Origin of the sequence: Amycolatopsis sp. NPDC026612 (genome assembly GCF_040638285.1) — a bacterium.
In the GTDB taxonomy this organism is placed as follows: Bacteria; Actinomycetota; Actinomycetes; order Mycobacteriales; family Pseudonocardiaceae; genus Amycolatopsis.
Map to the genome: position 1 here is coordinate 40,419 of NZ_JBEZYB010000033.1, position 15,607 is coordinate 56,025.

16 protein-coding genes are annotated in these 15,607 nt (G+C 71.0%); 10 read left to right on the forward strand and 6 right to left on the reverse strand.

The genetic code is table 11. From position 1 onward, the window contains the following. Positions 1 to 105: 105 nt before the first annotated feature. Positions 106 to 1,380, forward strand: a complete 1,275-nt coding sequence (locus tag AB0F15_RS26660) for an aromatic acid/H+ symport family MFS transporter (protein ID WP_360275612.1) — start codon at positions 106 to 108, stop codon at positions 1,378 to 1,380. On the opposite strand, the gene AB0F15_RS26665 is transcribed toward AB0F15_RS26660, so the two are convergent. The 3 genes from AB0F15_RS26665 to AB0F15_RS26675 are packed head-to-tail and all read right to left on the reverse strand — an operon-like array spanning position 1,307 to position 4,892. After that, the gene (locus AB0F15_RS26665) at positions 1,307 to 2,842 is read right to left on the reverse strand and encodes an amino acid permease (protein ID WP_360275615.1); all 1,536 of its coding nucleotides are present in this window, start codon (positions 2,840 to 2,842) and stop codon (positions 1,307 to 1,309) included. The genes AB0F15_RS26660 and AB0F15_RS26665 overlap by 74 nt on opposite strands. After that, positions 2,842 to 3,702 (reverse strand): serine hydrolase domain-containing protein, encoded by an 861-nt coding sequence (locus AB0F15_RS26670; protein ID WP_360275618.1) that lies wholly within the window; start codon positions 3,700 to 3,702, stop codon positions 2,842 to 2,844. The genes AB0F15_RS26665 and AB0F15_RS26670 overlap by 1 nt, the downstream gene beginning before the upstream one ends. 38 nt (positions 3,703 to 3,740) lie before the next feature. Beyond that, positions 3,741 to 4,892 carry a glycerophosphodiester phosphodiesterase gene (locus AB0F15_RS26675; protein ID WP_360275621.1) on the reverse strand — a complete coding sequence of 384 codons (1,152 nt, stop codon included), beginning with the start codon at positions 4,890 to 4,892 and terminating at the stop codon, positions 3,741 to 3,743. A 200-nt stretch (positions 4,893 to 5,092) separates the two neighbouring features. Here AB0F15_RS26675 and purD point away from each other — a divergent pair, with 200 nt between their 5' ends. From purD to AB0F15_RS26720, 9 genes are all read left to right on the forward strand, one after another. Next, on the forward strand, positions 5,093 to 6,367 hold the full coding sequence (purD, locus tag AB0F15_RS26680) for a phosphoribosylamine--glycine ligase (RefSeq protein WP_360275624.1): 1,275 nt from the start codon (positions 5,093 to 5,095) through the stop codon (positions 6,365 to 6,367). A 222-nt stretch (positions 6,368 to 6,589) separates the two neighbouring features. Next, entirely contained in the window at positions 6,590 to 6,931 is a 342-nt protein-coding gene (locus AB0F15_RS26685; RefSeq protein ID WP_360275740.1) for a hypothetical protein, read from the forward strand. A gap of 7 nt (positions 6,932 to 6,938) precedes the next feature. After that, on the forward strand, positions 6,939 to 7,526 hold the full coding sequence (locus tag AB0F15_RS26690; protein ID WP_360275627.1) for a DUF3558 domain-containing protein: 588 nt from the start codon (positions 6,939 to 6,941) through the stop codon (positions 7,524 to 7,526). Between the two features lie 9 nt (positions 7,527 to 7,535). Then, entirely contained in the window at positions 7,536 to 9,128 is a 1,593-nt protein-coding gene (locus tag AB0F15_RS26695; protein WP_360275630.1) for a hypothetical protein, read from the forward strand. A gap of 2 nt (positions 9,129 to 9,130) precedes the next feature. Then, positions 9,131 to 9,889: an ESX secretion-associated protein EspG gene (locus tag AB0F15_RS26700; protein ID WP_360275633.1), complete on the forward strand. Its 759-nt coding sequence runs from the start codon at positions 9,131 to 9,133 to the stop codon at positions 9,887 to 9,889. Positions 9,890 to 10,022: 133 nt separating this feature from the next. Further along, positions 10,023 to 10,334 carry a hypothetical protein gene (locus AB0F15_RS26705; RefSeq protein WP_360275635.1) on the forward strand — a complete coding sequence of 104 codons (312 nt, stop codon included), beginning with the start codon at positions 10,023 to 10,025 and terminating at the stop codon, positions 10,332 to 10,334. A gap of 19 nt (positions 10,335 to 10,353) precedes the next feature. Continuing rightward, positions 10,354 to 11,493, forward strand: coding sequence for a transglycosylase SLT domain-containing protein (locus tag AB0F15_RS26710; protein WP_360275638.1), 1,140 nt, complete (start codon positions 10,354 to 10,356; stop codon positions 11,491 to 11,493). A 9-nt stretch (positions 11,494 to 11,502) separates the two neighbouring features. After that, the gene (locus AB0F15_RS26715) at positions 11,503 to 12,684 is read left to right on the forward strand and encodes a pyridoxal phosphate-dependent aminotransferase (RefSeq protein ID WP_360275640.1); all 1,182 of its coding nucleotides are present in this window, start codon (positions 11,503 to 11,505) and stop codon (positions 12,682 to 12,684) included. Between the two features lie 97 nt (positions 12,685 to 12,781). After that, a complete protein-coding gene (locus AB0F15_RS26720) occupies positions 12,782 to 12,970 on the forward strand; it encodes a hypothetical protein (protein ID WP_360275643.1) in 189 nt (62 codons plus the stop codon). Here the strand turns inward: AB0F15_RS26720 and AB0F15_RS26725 are convergent. The 3 genes from AB0F15_RS26725 to AB0F15_RS26735 form a co-directional block, all read right to left on the reverse strand. Then, on the reverse strand, positions 12,964 to 13,803 hold the full coding sequence (locus AB0F15_RS26725; protein WP_360275646.1) for an SAM-dependent methyltransferase: 840 nt from the start codon (positions 13,801 to 13,803) through the stop codon (positions 12,964 to 12,966). The two genes, AB0F15_RS26720 and AB0F15_RS26725, sit on opposite strands and share 7 nt — an antisense overlap. Positions 13,804 to 13,887: 84 nt before the next feature. Then, a complete protein-coding gene (locus tag AB0F15_RS26730) occupies positions 13,888 to 14,466 on the reverse strand; it encodes an HAD family phosphatase (RefSeq protein ID WP_360275649.1) in 579 nt (192 codons plus the stop codon). A gap of 19 nt (positions 14,467 to 14,485) precedes the next feature. After that, positions 14,486 to 15,508 (reverse strand): threonine aldolase family protein, encoded by a 1,023-nt coding sequence (locus AB0F15_RS26735; RefSeq protein ID WP_360275652.1) that lies wholly within the window; start codon positions 15,506 to 15,508, stop codon positions 14,486 to 14,488. Positions 15,509 to 15,607: the final 99 nt, after the last annotated feature.

The following is a 15,607-nucleotide window of genomic DNA, read 5'->3' on the forward strand; positions in this document are numbered from 1 at the left end:
GTCAATGGAAGCACCGTGGATTGTGTCGGACCCCTGGTGCATACTTGTGCGCAATCCGCACGGGTGTGCGGAAGACGTGCACCGACGCACATCCGGAGGTTCCCGATGTCCCCTGGCGCCCGCTCCTGGGTCGTGCCCCTGGCCTGGACCGCCGTCCTGCTCGACGGGTTCGACCTGGTCGTGCTCGGCACCGTGCTGCCCGTGCTGCTCCGCGGCCACGTCTGGGGCCTGACGCCCGGCACGGCGTCGGTCGTGTCGACGGTGGGGCTCGCCGGGATGATGCTGGGCGGGCTGGCGATCGGCACGGTCACCGACGTCATCGGCCGCCGGAAGGCGCTGATCATCTCCGTGACGCTGTTCTCGTTGTGCACGCTGCTGTGCGCCTTCGCGCCGTCGACGCTCGTCTTCGGGCTGCTGCGGTTCGTCGCCGGGCTCGGCCTCGGCGGCTGCCTGCCGACGGCCATCACGCTCGTCACGGAGTACGCCCGCGATGGCAAGGCCGGCAGCGCCACCACCACGGTGATGACCGGCTACCACGTCGGCGCGGTGCTGACCGCGTTGCTGGGCATCGTGCTGATCTCCCCGCTCGGCTGGCGCGCGATGTTCGTCGCCGGTGCGCTCCCGGCGGTCGCGCTGGTCCCGCTGATGCTGAAGTTCCTGCCGGAGTCCGAGACGTTCCAGCGGGTCCGCGACACGGAACGGTCGGCCGGGCACGCCGTCGCCGGGCTGTTCCGCGGCGGCCTGCTGCGCGCGACGATCGCGTTCTGGGTCACCTCGTTCATGGGCCTGCTGCTGGTCTACGGGCTCAACACGTGGCTGCCGGAGATCATGCGCCAGGCCGGCTACCCGCTGGGTGCCGCGCTGAGCCTGCTGCTGACCCTGAACGTCGGCGGGATCGCCGGACTGCTCGTCGCGGGCCGGGTCGCCGACCGCGTCGGCATCCGCCCGTCGGCCATCGTCTGGTTCTGCGCCGGTGCGGTGTTCCTCGCGCTGCTGAGCGTGAAGCTGCCCGCGGCCGGGCTGTACGCGGCGGTGTTCTTGACCGGGTGCTTCGTGTTCAGCGCCCAGGTGCTGGTGTACGCCTACATCGGCCGGATCTACCCGGACGCGATCCGCGCGACCGGGCTCGGCTGGTCCGCCGGCATCGGCCGCATCGGCGCGATCTCGGGCCCGATCCTCGGCGGCGCCCTGCTGACGGCGGGCATCGCGTACCCGTGGGGCTTCTACGCCTTCGCCTGTGTCGGCGCACTGGGCGCGGCGGCCGTGACGGTGGTCCGCCCCGGCCGCCGCAGCCCGGCGCCGGACGTCAGCCCAGCTCTTTCAGTTCCTGTTCCACCGCGGCCAGTTCCGCCTCGGAACCCTGGACCTTCGGGCCCGTGAACCACTTCCGCGCCGAGACCACCCACCAGATACCCGCGCCGCCGAGCACCACCAGGAACGCGATCGGCGTGTAGTTGAAGGAGTCCACCGTCACCGGCGACGCCTGCGGGAGCATGAACAGGAAGAAGATCAGCACGACCCACACCGTCGCGACGATGCCGATCGGCTTGCCCCACCTGCCGAGGTTCCACGGACCCGGTTCGAACGAGTCGCCGCGGCGGACGCGCAGGAACACCGGGATCACGTACGCCACGTACAGCCCCACGACCGCGATCGACGTCACCGCCGCGTAGGCCGTCGCGCTCCACAGGTACGGCAGGGCCAGGATCAGCGCGCCGCCCGCGGCGAGCCACACGGCGTTGGTCGGGGTCTGCGTGCGCTTGTTGATCTTGTGCCAGAAGCCCGACCCCGGGATCGCGCCGTCGCGGGCGAAGGCGTAGATCATCCGCGAGTTCGCCGTCACCGACGCCATACCGCAGAACAGCTGGGCGCCGATGCAGATCAGCAGCAGGAACTTGCCGGTGACCGCGCCGGTGGCGTCGATGAAGATCTGCGCGGGCGGCACGCCGGTGGCCGAGCCGACCGCGCCGTCGTAGTCCTGGATCGCGAACGTCAGGCCGATCAGCAGGATCCAGCCGGCGACGAGCGAGACGACGATCGACATCACGATGCCGCGCGGGCCGGCCGTCGCCGCGCTCTTCGTCTCCTCTGTCATGTGCGCCGACGCGTCGTAGCCGGTCAGCGTGTACTGCGCGACCAGCAACCCGAGCGCGAAGACGTAGAACGTCGAGCCCCAGCCCGTCTGGTTCACGAAGCTGCCGAAGACGAAGGACGCGTCCTGGTGCTTGGCCGGCACGAAGATCAGCACGCCGACGATCACCAGCACCCCGATGAGGTGCCACCACACGCTGACGTTGTTGAGGATCGCCACGATCCGGACGCCGAAGGTGTTCAGCAGGCCGTGCACCACGAGGATGATCGCCAGCAGCAGGATCGTGTGCCCCGCTGTCGCTTCGAAGCCCCACTGCAGGTCGAGGAACGCGTTGAGGAACAGCGCCGCGCCGAAGTCGATGCCCGCGGTGACCGCGATCTGCCCGATGAGGTTGAACCACCCGGTGAACCACGACCACGCGGGGCCGGACCGGGCCGGCGCCAGCTTCGCGGCCCAGTAGTACAGCCCGCCGGCGGTCGGGTAGCTGGAGCAGACCTCGGCCATGCCGAGGCCGACGAGGATCACGAAGAACCCGACCAGCGGCCAGCCCCAGATCATCGCGGCCGGGCCGCCGGTCTTCATGCCGAAGCCGTAGAGCGTGAGGCAGCCGGAGAGGATCGAGATGATCGTGAAGGAGACGGCGAAGTTCGAGAACGCCGACATCGTCCGTTTCAGCTCTTGCGCGTACCCCAGCTGGTGCAGGCGCGCGCTGTCGTCGTCGGGGGCGGTCTGCTGGTCGGAGACATCCATCAGGCACCTCTTGAAAGGTATGCGGCCAGACCATTGAATTCGCCGAAGGTAGCCTTGGTCCCGGAGGGTGTCAAGCCTTCGTGAAGAACTCGTCCAGCCACCCCAGCAGGGGGCCGCCACCTCGGTGGTTGTTCGAGATCAGGGTCGCGGCGAGCCCGGACGCCGGCTCGTGTGTGCTCCAGAACGTGACGCCGTGGTCGCCGCCGTTCAGGGTGCACCACACCCGGCCGTGGCAGCCAGAAGCCGAGCCCGTAGCGCTCCGCGTGCGGGCGGAGCATCCGGTCCACCCACTCGCGCGGCAGGATCCGGCCGCCGAGCAGCGCGGGCCAGAACCTCCGGAAGTCCGGTGCGGAGCTGTAGATCCCGCCATCGGCGAAGCCTGCGACGGGGAGGCTGAACACGTTGGTGCGGCTGTCTTCGAGGTAGCCGGTGGCCGTCCGGGCGGGCAACGCGTCCGAGCGGAGGAACGCCGTGTCCGCCAGGCCCGCCGGCTCGGTCACCCGGATCCGGACGAGGTCGGCGAAAGGTATGCCCGCGATCCGTTCGGCGATCAGGCCGAGCACGGCGAAGGCGCCGTTGTTGCACCGGAACTCCGTGCCGGGCGGAGCCACCTGCGGGTACCCGTCGAGGGCGGCGAGGTAGCCGGCCGACGTGGCGAGGAACGGAGTCGGTGGCGGCGGTGGATCCGCCTCTTCGTCGCAGTAGTCGCCGATGCCGGAGGTGTGCGTCAGCAGGTGCTCGACGGTCACCCGGTCGTCGATCAGCGGCAGGGCGTCGCCGAGGACCTCCTTGCCGCGGGTCACCAGCACGACGCCGGAGAAGCCGTGTTCTTCCGCCAACGCCGTGAGGGGCACCTTCACGGACTCAGCGTCCTGAAGGGCCCCCACGGCAAAAGCGATTAACGGCCCAGGAACGCGTGCAGCGACTCCAGCGCCGTGTCCGGCTGGTCGGCGAAGAAGCCGTCGACACCGGCCTTGAAGAACGCCGCCTCCTCGGTGAAGACGTCACCGTAGGCGTCCGGCTCGGCCGACGAGCGCAGGTTCGCCGGCAGGAACGGGTTCTCGTTCCGGAACGTGTACGGCTGCACCTTCAGGCCGGCCCGGTGCGCGTCCGCGACGAGCGCGGTCGGCGTGCCCAGGTTGTCGTTCTTGTCCCGCGGGATGATCTGCGCCTTGTCCGGGCCGAGGTACTTCGCGTACTTCGCGACGTCACGCAGCCCCTGCGGGGTGACCAGGTCGGCGTACGTCCGCTTATCGCCGTTGGCGACGAAGTCCGCGGGGGCGCCGGTCGCCGACGTCAGCTGCAGCAGCGGCGTCCGGACCTGCTTGTGCAGCGCGATCAGGTTCGACACCTCGAACGACTGGATGATCGCCGGCGCGTCCGGCCGGTCGAGGCCGTTGCGCTTGAGGATCGCGACCAGCTTCGGCTCGGTCGGGTTGCCGATGGACTGGAAGAACGTCGAGTGCTTGACCTCGGGGTAGGTGCCCAGCGTCCGGTGCAGCTCGCGGCCGAGGCGCCGGGTCAGGTCGAGCACCTCCTGGTAGGAGGCGATCTGGTAGCGGCCGTTGTACAGCGTGTTGTGCGGCCGGTTCTGCGGGATCCGCTCGACCGCGCGCAGCGTCTTCAGCTCGGCGAGCGTGAAGTCCTGGGTGAACCAGCCGGTCGTGGTGACTCCGTCGAGCACGACGGTCTTCTTCCGGTTCGCGAACTCGGGATGCTTCGCGACGTCGGTCGTGCCGCCGATCTCGGGTTCGTGCCGGGCGACCAGCTGGCCGTCTTTGGTGGGCACGAGGTCGACGTCGACCCAGTCCACGCCCATCCGGTAGGCGAGCTCGTAGGAGGCGAGGGTGTGCTCCGGCCGGTACCCGGGCGCGCCGCGGTGTCCGATGATCACCGGGTCATCGTGGCCCCGCCCGTGCGCGGCCGCAGCGGCGGACCCCTCGCTTTTGCCGGACGCTGCGGCAGCCCAGGCCGACCCGGCCGCGACTCCGGTGACACTCAGCAACGCCAGCCCGGCCAGCGCCAGTACACCCACACGGTTGCGTTTCATCTGGTGACCTCATTTCACAGGGTGTGACCTGACTACTCGCGCCACCTTCGGTGTCGCAAGCGTCTCGCGGTGGTACTTCGGCGGTCAGCGCGGTAAACGGCGCGTGGACTCCTCTTCCCCGGGCCCCGTCCGGCCCTCGGCCGGGCGGCCGGGGGACGGCGCAATGTCCACCGCCGACGCGGCCGGATACGCTGTGCGGCGTGCGCGTACTGGTAATCGGCTCCGGCGCCCGTGAGCATGCACTCGTCCTCGCGGCGTCCGGCGACCCCACCGTCACGGCCCTGGCCTGCGCGCCCGGCAACGCCGGGACGGCGGCGGTGGCCGAGCAGCTCGGCGTCGAGGCGTCCGATCCCGAAGCGGTCGCGGGGCTCGCGAAGAGCTGGCAGGCCGACCTGGTGGTGATCGGGCCGGAGGTGCCGCTCGTCGCCGGCGTCGCCGACGCCGTCCGCAAGGCGGGCATCGCCTGCTTCGGCCCCTCGGCCGCGGCGGCCCGCATCGAAGGCTCGAAGGCGTTCGCGAAGGACGTCATGGCGGCGGCGAACGTGCCGACCGCGCGCTGCGAGGTGGTCGACAACCCGGCCCGCCTCGACGCCGCGCTCGGCCGCTTCGGCCCGACCTGGGTGGTCAAGGACGACGGCCTCGCCGCGGGCAAGGGCGTGGTCGTCACCACCGACTACGACGTCGCGCGCAAGCACGCCATCATGCTGCTCGACGGCGGTCACCCGGTGCTCCTGGAGTCCTTTTTGGACGGCCCGGAGGCATCGCTGTTCTGCTTCGTCGACGGCACCACCGTCGTGCCGCTGCTGCCCGCGCAGGACTTCAAGCGCGTCGGCGACGACGACACGGGCCCGAACACCGGCGGCATGGGTGCGTACGCGCCGCTGCCCTGGGCGCCCGAAAACCTGGTCGACGACCTGGTCGAGAAGGTCGTCCAGCCGGTCGCCGACGAGCTGGTGAACCGCGGTGCCCCGTTCTCCGGCCTGCTCTACGCCGGCCTCGCGCTGACGTCCGAAGGTCCGCAGGTCATCGAGTTCAACTGCCGCTTCGGCGACCCGGAGACGCAGGTGGTGCTGGCGCTGCTGCGCAGCCCGATCGCCGGGCTCATGCACGCCACCGCCACCGGCAGGCTCGCCGAGCACCCGCCGCTGGAGTGGGCCGGCGGTACCGCGGTCACCGTCGTGATCGCCGCCGACGGCTACCCGGGCAAGCCGCGCACCGGCGACGTCATCACCGGGGCGGAGCTGGAAGGCGTCCTGCACGCGGGCACGCGTCGCCGTGACGACGGCGCCGTGGTGTCCACCGGCGGCCGCGTGCTCTCGGTCGTCGGCACCGGCAAGACGCTCAAGTCGGCGCGCAAGCACGCCTACGAGACCGTCGAGAAGGTCCACCTCGCGGGCTCGCACCACCGCACGGACATCGCGCTGAAGGCGGCGAACGGCGAGGTCGGCGCTCCCGCGGTGAAACAGCGCGCCTGATTCCACGGATCGGGGGAACCGGCCGGGCCTGCTCTTCGTCCAAACTCAGGCTGCTGCTACACGCACGTTGGTAGCCTCGACGGGAGCCGGCCGGTCACTGTCCGTATGACGTCAGGGGAGCGCATGTCAGGATCCTCGTACGACAGCGTTGTTCCGGGGCTTCGCCCCGGGCTGGGGGCTCCGCCACCCGGACCCCCGCAAGACCTCAGCTCGGCCGTCCCGGTGGTGCCGGCGGCCGCGGACGTCCTCGTTCACCCGGACAAGCTCCTCGACGTCGCCCGGATCGTCGAAGAGCAGGCCAACGCCCTCGAAGACCAGCTGCTGACCCGGCTCGGCCAGCTGCGGATCGACGCGCCGTCCGCCGACGTGATCAGCACCCAGTCGATCGCGGCCTGGAACTCCCTGATCGCCGACGGCGACCGCTCCTACGCCGGGCAGGTCCGTGAGTACGTCGCCGGGCTCAAGCGCCTGGTTTCGCAGCTGCGCGAAGCCGCGAAGGACTACAAGATCAGCGACGAGGAGAAGGCGGCCGTGTTCGGTGACCGCGGCAGGCACGGTGTGTAACCGGAGAGTGCGGATCATCGGGGGTGCGGTCGCGGCGGTGGCGCTCGCCGGCTGCTCCGCGGGTACCGACGGCACCCCGTACCCGGTCGAGACGGCCGCGACAGCTGCTTCGCAGAGCGCCAAGGCGGCCCAGCTGCCGCAGCGGCCGGCCGACCTGCCGCTGGACGGCGTCCACCTGTGCGAAGTGTTCCCCCAGGTGCAGCTCGACGCGCTGAAGATCACCAGCGCGCCGCGCGAGGCCGCCGCGCCCGCTGACGGCCCGACGTGCGTGTTCGACGCCGACGGCGCCGAGCCGGTGCACTCCTACCACGTGCGGGCGGTGCCGGCGGACCTCGGCGAGTGGATCACCGGAGCCCGCAAGAAGAACAGCATGACCACCGAGCCGAAGACCATCGGTGGGTACCCGGCGCTGACGAACTACCGCGCGGACGGCGACCCGGCCGACTGCGAGACGCTCGTCGGCGTCGCGAAGGGGCAGACGCTGGCCGTCCAGACCTTCGCCATCACCCGCGGCAAGCTCACGCAGCCGCAGCTGTGCGACATGGCGGTCCACGCGGCCGACCTGGCGTTGCAGTCCCTGAAAGCACGCAACTAGGGAGGGCGCGTGGAATTCTCCGAGCTCGCGGACGGGATCCGGAACCACCGGTTCGACGGCTGGACCAACACCGCGATCGCCGACCAGATCACGCGGATGGTCAACGGCGACGGCACCGGCAGCATCGGGACCGCCGTCGACGCGTTGAAGGCCGTCGCGACCGCCCTCGCCCACACCGACGAGACGCTGCGCGCGCAGCTGCTCAAGCTCGGTGTCGAGTGGCAGAGCCAGGCCGGGGGCGCGGCGAGCCAGGTGTTCACCGAGCAGGCCGGTTTCTCCCAGGACGCCACGACGAAGGTCGCGCACGCCGCGGAAATGGTGTTCGAGCAGGGCGAGGCGTTCAACCGGACCAAGTACAAGCTGCCGGATGCCGAGACGGTCCGGAAGGGCGCGGGCGGCTACAGCCTCACCGACGGCCTGCTGCTGAGCCTCATCGGCTTCGAGACCGACCACGCCCGGCAGGTCGAGGCCGCGAACGACGCCAAGGCGCAGGCGACGCAGGCGCTGAACGAATACGCGCAGGACAGCGGCACCAACCTGCTCTCGACGCAGGCGCTGTCCGACCCGGAGTCCCTGAAACTGGCCGCCCCGGGCATCGCGCCGGGGGTGCTGGACGTCGCCGGCGCCGCGGTCGCGGTGACCCCGGACGGCGGCGTGAAGCCGGCGTCGGACAAGGTCCGGTCGGTGCACGTCGACCCGCCGGTGGTGCAGCCGGTTTCCCACACCGTCCACGCCGACCCGCCGACCCCGGTCTACGGCGTCGCGGCGCACCAGCAGCAGCCGTCCCGGCCCGCGCCGCAGCCGCAGCCGCAGCCGCGGCAGACCGGCTCGGTGACCGCCCCGGCCGCCCAGCACACGACGCCGAGCTCGTCGACGACACCGGCGGGTGTGAAGCCGGCGCCGTCGTCGCCCGGGCCCGGCTGGGTCCACGCCCCGGGCCGCGGCCCGTCCGGTGCTCCGCCCGGCCGCTTCACCCCCGGCCCGGGGGCCGAGGGGCACGGCGAACCGTTCGTCCCGCCGGGTGCGCCCGGGGCACTGCCCCCCGGCTCGGCCCCGGCGACGGCGCCGATCAAGTCGCTCGGCGGCAGTGGTGGCGGCACGCCCGGTGGGGCGACCGGCATCGACAGCTCGACCGGCCGCGCTCCCGACGGGTTGCTGGCCAAGGGCCGCACGGTCGGTGCCGCTCCGCAGGCCGCGCTCCCGCCGGGCCAGTTCACGGCCGAACGCGGCTTCGCGGTGAAGCCCGGCGCGTCTCCGGGCGAGCTGGGCGCCGGCGCGGCGGCGATCGGTGCGGGCGCGGCCGGTGGCGCGTTGAGCGGCGACAAGGAGCGGCAGCGGCGGGAGAAGGGCGGCCCGAAGGGCCCGGTGCGGCCATTGCCGGTCGGCGAGCTGCCCGAAGAGGAAGCCGTCGCGCTGCGGAAGTCGGAGCAGATCAGCCCGAAGCAGCAGCCCGGCGAGGCGAAGTTCCTGTCGGAGGCGGCACCGCAGGAGGACGACGCCGAGCACGTCCGCCGCTACGGCGTCGACGACCAGGACCTGTTCGCCGACCAGCGGATGGTTTCCCCCGACGTGCTCGGTGACCACGGCGGGGACGGGCGCTGACCGTGTCGCTCGTGCTGTCGGCCCTCGAGTTCGACGTGCTCTGGGAGTCCTTCGAACTGCCCCGGCGGCACGTCGCGCTGGACGTGCCGAGTGCCGGAACCACCCGCGGCGAGCGGCTGGAGCTGGCGGAGTCGGCGTGGGCGTCGCTGAGCGAGCGGCGCCTGGCCCGCAACCGGCGGGCGGCCGGCGAGCTGGCCGACCTGCTGCACCTGCTGGCGCGTCCCCAGTTCGGGATCGACGTGTGGGTGTGGGCGGAACGCGAGATCCGCGGCCGCGCCGTCAGCCTGCGCAGCCAGGCGGTGCTGGCGGTGGTCGACCACGGTGAGGTCTGGCTGATCCCGGCCACGGAGGACGGCCTGGCGGACGCGGCGGTCTCGGTGGCGGGCGACCTGGCCGCGGGCGTCGGCCAGACGGTGAGCCTCCCGTACGAGACGGTCAAGTCCGCCGACGCGGCAGCGAAAGGCGACCCGAAGGCCCTGGTCACGGCGTTGGAGGACCGCGGGGTGCCGCTGTTCCAGGCCCAGGAGCTGTCGGGCATGCTGCTGGGCCAGGAGGCGCGCGGCCAGTTCGGCGCGGAACGCACCTCGCGGGACGGCGTGGTGCACCGGGCGGACCGGGTGGTGGCGTTCTTCGACACGGACGCGGGCCGTTACCTGTTCCAGGTGGGCCGCGACCGCGACGGCCGCGAGTGGGCCACGGTGACCCCGGCGGACAACGCCCTGCTGGCCACGAGGATCCGCGAACTGATGGCGGAGGCCTGAGCCCCGCTGGGGTGGAGTTGGCGGAGATCCGTACCCGCGCCCCGGGTGAAGTCATAAAGTAGGCGCGGGAACCGTCCTGGTCATGGCGACGTCTGACCGGGCGGAGACAAGTTTCCGAAGGGGATGACGAACCGTGCCTGTCTATGACCCGGACTCGATGGCCATCGCGGCCGGCCAGGTGGAGAAGCTGAAGGACGAGTTCGAAAAGTCCAAGCACAAGGTCACCGGCATGGACCACGAGAAGGAAAGCCCCTTCGGCGGCATGGACGAGACGGGCGACGCGCACGGCGCGGTCGGCAAGTTCAAGGACGGCGTGCACAGCCAGTTCGACGCCGCGGGCAAGCACATGGAAGCGCTGGGGTTCGTCATGCGCAAGGCCGCGGGCCTGATCGCCGAGACCGACCAGGTCGGCGCGAGCGACCTCAAGCTGCACGTCGACAAGTAGAGTTAGCGGGGGCACGAGAGTGGCTTTGAACGGGAAGGGCGCCGGAACGCCGGACAATTGGGACGCCTTCGTGAAGAAGGTCGACCAGGTCGAAAAGGTGGATCTGGAAAAGATCTCGGCGGCGGCGACGCAGTTCCGTGAGGCGGGCAAGAACGCCGGCGACCACAACGCGTCCCTGAAGAATTCGACCGACGCGCTCAACGGCAGCGTGTGGGCCGGTCCGGCGGCGGACCAGTTCTTCCAGTACGTCCGTCAGGTCCGGGACGCCGGGACCAAGGTGCAGACCCACCTCGAGGACGTCGCCAAGGACCTCGACGACCTCGCGAAGTCCCTCGACCAGATCAAGAAGAACGTCGGGGACAAGCAGCTCGCCGCGGAAAAGGCGGTCAATGAGCGCAACGCCACGGCCGAAACCCAGATCAACAACGCCTTGGCCGCGGCGAAGAAGGCGCACGACGAAGGCAAGCCGGGCCCCAGCCCCAGCGCCGACGAGATCCTGGCCACCGCCAAGACGGACATCCACAACATCACCGCCGGCTTCGACGGCGACGTGACCGGCCTGCAAACCCAGGCCGACACCGCGATCAAGGCCTCCCAGAAGCTGATGTCCCAGCAGATCGAGGGCGGTTACGACCAGGTCCCGCTGCCGAGCAGCGCCGCCTCGGCCCCCAAGAGCACCGGCGGCATCCACAGCAACGGCTCGTCCCACGGCGGTGGCGGTGGCGGCGGTGGCGGCGGTGGTGGTGGTGGTGGTGGTGGTGGCCTCGGGCCCAGTGGCGGCCCGCCCTCCTCGCCGCCCCCGGGCAACGTCCAGCAGTGGATCCAGGAAGCCATGAAGGCGCTTCAGGCCGCGGGAATTCCGGTTACGGACGCGGATATCCCCAAAATCTGGGCGATCATTCAGCACGAATCCGGCGGAAATCCAAATGCTATAAACAATTGGGATTCGAACGCCGCTGCCGGGCACCCGTCCAAGGGGCTCATGCAGTGCATCGACTCGACGTTCAACGCCCACAAGCTGCCCGGGCACGACAACATCTACAGCCCGGTCGACAACATCATCGCCGGCGTGCGGTACTCCTTCGACCGGTACGGCGGCCTCGACAACGTGCCGGGCATCAAGGCCATGGCCCATGGTGGCGCCTACCGCGGCTACTAGCCTGGCCGCATGGTCGACCTCGGAGCTTTCGCCGGGCCCGCACTGCGGGCCGGCGTCCCGCCCTTCCACGTCATGGACGTCCTCTCCGCGGCCGGCGCCCGGCAGCGCAGTCACGGCGATCTCGTGTCGCTGGCGGCCGGGCAGCCGTCCGCGCCCGCGCCGAAAGCCGTGCTCGAGGCCGCCCAGGAGGCGCTCCGAAAGAGCACTCTCGGCTACACCGAGCAGCTCGGCGTCCCTGAGCTGCGCGAAGCCGTGGCCGGGCACTACCGTAAGCGGTACGACGTCGACGTCCAAGCGCACGACGTCGTCCTGACCACCGGGTCGTCCGGGGGCTTCCTGCTCGCCTTCCTCAGCGCCTTCGACCCCGGGGCCAAGGTGGCGATGGCGCGGCCCGGGTACCCCGCCTACCGCAACCTGCTCTCCGTCCTGGGCTGCGAGGTCGTCGAGTTCGCCACCACCGCCGAGACGAACTTCCAGCCGACGGTCGCCCTGCTCGACGAGCTCGGCCCGATCGACGGCCTGATCGTCGCCAGCCCGAGCAACCCCACCGGCACCGTGCTGCCGCCCGGGGAGCTCGCCGCGATCACCGGCTGGTGCTCGTCGCACGGTGTGCAGCTGATCAGCGACGAGATCTACCACGGCATCTCCTACGGCGCCGAACTCGACTGCGCGTGGCAGTACGGCCGCGAGCCGATCGTGCTCGGCAGCTTCTCGAAGTACTTCGCGATGACAGGCTGGCGGCTCGGCTGGATGCTCGTGCCCCAGCGCCTGCACCGCGCGGTCGATGTCCTGACCGGGAACTTCACCATCTGCCCGCCCGCGGTTTCGCAGTACGCGGCGCTCGCCGCCTTCACGCCCGAGGCGTACGCGGAAGCCGACGCGCACGTCGAGCGGTACCGCGCCAACCGCGATCGCCTCTTCGCCGGCCTGAAACGCATCGGCCTCGGCAAACTCGCCCCCGCGGACGGCGCCTTCTACGCGTACGCCGACGTCAGCGCCTACACCGAAGACAGCCTGAGCTGGTGCCAGCGGCTGCTCGCCGACACCGGGCTCGCCATCACCCCGGGTGTCGACTTCGACCCGGTCGACGGCGGCAAGTACGTCCGGTTCTCCTTCGCCGGCAGCGCCGAGGACATCGACGAAGGGGTCCGGCGCCTGGGGGCCTGGCTGGCCAGGGGGAACCCTGAATAAACCCCGAACGTTGGCCTTCCGAGGGGAGTTTCACCGCGGCGGGTGGCAGTGTGGAGTCATCGGGCCGGTGGGGCCACGGGGAAGCATCGGAGGAACCATGTTCTGGAAGATCGTCGGCGGCCTGCTCATCGCCTGGGTGGCGTTCATGGTGCTGGGCGCCGTGATCGGCTTCGTGTTCAAGGCCGTCCTGTGGATCGCCATCGTCGGCGGCATCGTCTTCCTCGGCGCGGCCGGCTACCGCGCGATCAGCGGCAAGAAGGACCCTCGGCGCATCAACCGCTACTGAGTCCTGCGGGACAGCGCCTGGGGAATCCGCGCCACGCCGCACAGTGACGTCCGGTTGACGGGCGTCAGCGGCGCCAGGCGCGGCCCGTCCGGCCACCACTCGTGCGGGGCTGTCAAGCCGGGCTCGAGCAGGTCGAGGCCGTCGAAGAACGACGCGATTTCGGCGCGCGAGCGGTAGTGCGTGTCGAGCCCGGTGCGGCCGAACCGGTCCTGCAGGGACGCGGCGACGGTGGCGGCTTCCGTGCCGTCGTCCGGGTTGTGGTGGTGCAGCAGGACCAGGTACGAGCCCGGCGCCAGTGCGCCGACGTAGGACTTGACCACCTGCTGCGCCTGGTGGAGATCCGTGATGTGGTGGACGACCGCGCACAGCACGAGCCCGACGGGCCGCTCCAGGTCGATGAACCGCCGCACGTCGGCGAGGGTCTCTGCGGGCCGCAGCAGGTCGTTGCCCGAAATGTGGGTGTAGTCGTTGTCGACGAGCAGGGCCCGGCCGTGCGCCTGCACCACCGGGTCGTTGTCGACGTAGACGACGCGCGCCTCCGGGTCGTACTTCTGCGCCACCCGGTGGGTGTTCTCCACCGTCGGGAACCCGGAGCCGAGGTCGAGGAACTGGTCGACGCCCAGCCGCTCGGTCAGGTACCGGACGGCGCGGACGAGCCACTGCCGCACCTCCTGGGCCATGGCGGGGGAATCGGGCGCGATGTCCAGGATCTGCTGCAGCACCGCGCGGTCGGCCGCGTAGTGGTCCTGCCCGCCCATCAGCGCGTCGGAGACGCGCGCGATGCTCGGCCGCTCGAAGTCGACGCGGTCCGACGGTCGTTCGCTCGTGGCCATGGGCACCTACCGGGGAAGTCGGGGGAGCACAGCCTAGGTCATGGGGATCACACCCGGTAGGCGACCGTGTGGTGCGGGTGATTTTCAGTCCACCCAGGCGCGGGCCGCGTCGGCGCCGTTCCAGACCTGCGCCCGCATCCCGACCGCCCTCGCACCGTCTACATTGGACTCTCGATCGTCGAAGAACAGGCAGTCGGCCGGTTCGGCGCCGAGCTCGTCGAGCAGGAGGCGGAAGATCTTCGCGTCCGGCTTGACGCACCGGACGTCCCCCGAGAACAGCGTCACGCGGAAGTGCCGCGCCCAGTCCTGCGCGCGGACCCACTCGCCGAACGCGATCGGCGCGTTCGAGAGCAGCGCCAGGTTCGCGCCGGCTTCGGAGAGCGCTTCGAGCAGTGCCGCCGAAGACGGTTCCAGGTGACCCCAGCCCTCGACGTCGATGCGGGTCAGCTCGGCCGACAGCGCCTCGTCGACCGGCGCGCCCACGGCGTCGCCGACCGCCTGCCAGTACTCGAGCGGGGTGCTGCCGGCGTCGTAGGGAATGCGGTACTCCCAATACGCCTTCAGGAACTCCGGCAACGGCGCTCCCATCGCCGTGGCCAGGTCGGGCAGGGCGGCGCTCGGCTTGCTGAGCACGTCGCCGTAGTCGAACACGATCCAGTTCATTCAGTCCCCAGAACTTTCGTCAGACGCCGGTCTTGATCCGGCGCACGGCTTCTTCGACGTCGGTCGCGCTCAGGTCCCGGTGGGTGACGAACCGGACCTTGCCCGCCATCGGCACCACACGGACGCCGAGCGAGTCGAGCCAGGCCAGCGCGGTCGGGATGTCGGGCACCTCGGCCAGCACGATGTTGGTGTCGGGGTCGTTCGTCGGCCAGCCGTGCTCGCGCAGGCCCTCGGCGAGCCGCCGGGCGTTCTCGTGCGACTCGGCGAGCTCCGGGATGCGGTCCAGCGCGATCAGGCAGGCCGCGGCCAGGACGCCGCCCTGCCGGACGCCGCCGCCGAGCATCTGGCGCATCCGGCGCGCCCGCTCGACGAACGCGGTGCTGCCCGCGACGACCGAGCCGACCGGCGCGCCGAGGCCCTTGCTGAAGCAGGCCGACACGGTGTCGACGCCGACGGTGAGCGCCGCGGGCGGCACTTCGAGCGCGACGGCGGCCTGCCAGAGCCGGGCGCCGTCGAGGTGCACGGTCAAGCCGGCTTCCTTGGCGACCGACAGCAGCTGGGCGTGCTCGTCGGGCGGCGTCACCGCGCCCCCGGCCGCGTTGTGGGTGTTCTCGAGGCAGAGCAGGGTTGTCCGTAATGTGAAGTACGGCCCGGGTTGTCCGATCGCGGCTGCGAGGGCGTCGGGCGATGGGCGGCCCGGGCCGCCGTCGTGCTCCAGGATGTCCGGCATGCCGCCGGCCAGCCACGCCGCCGACCCCAGCTCGTTGGTCAGCACGTGCGCACCCCGGGTGGCGAGGAACCGGTCGCCGCGCTGCAGGTGCAGGCTCAGCGCGATCACGTTGGCCATCGTCCCGCTCGGCACCCAGAGGGCGGCCGGCATGCCCAGGACGTGCGCCGCCCGCTCCTCCAGTGCCGCGACCGTCGGATCGCGCTCGAGGACGTTGTCCCCGACCTCCGCGGACGCCATCGCCGCCCGCATCACCTCGTCCGGCCGGGTGACGGTGTCGGAGCGGAAGTCCAGCGAAGGCGGCGTGAAGGTCACAGAGCGATCACATCACACCCACGTCGCGGGGATCAATGAGCCCTTGAGTGGTCGAACCCACTCCGTCCGTGCAACCGTGGACGCCCCTGATTCCGTCCT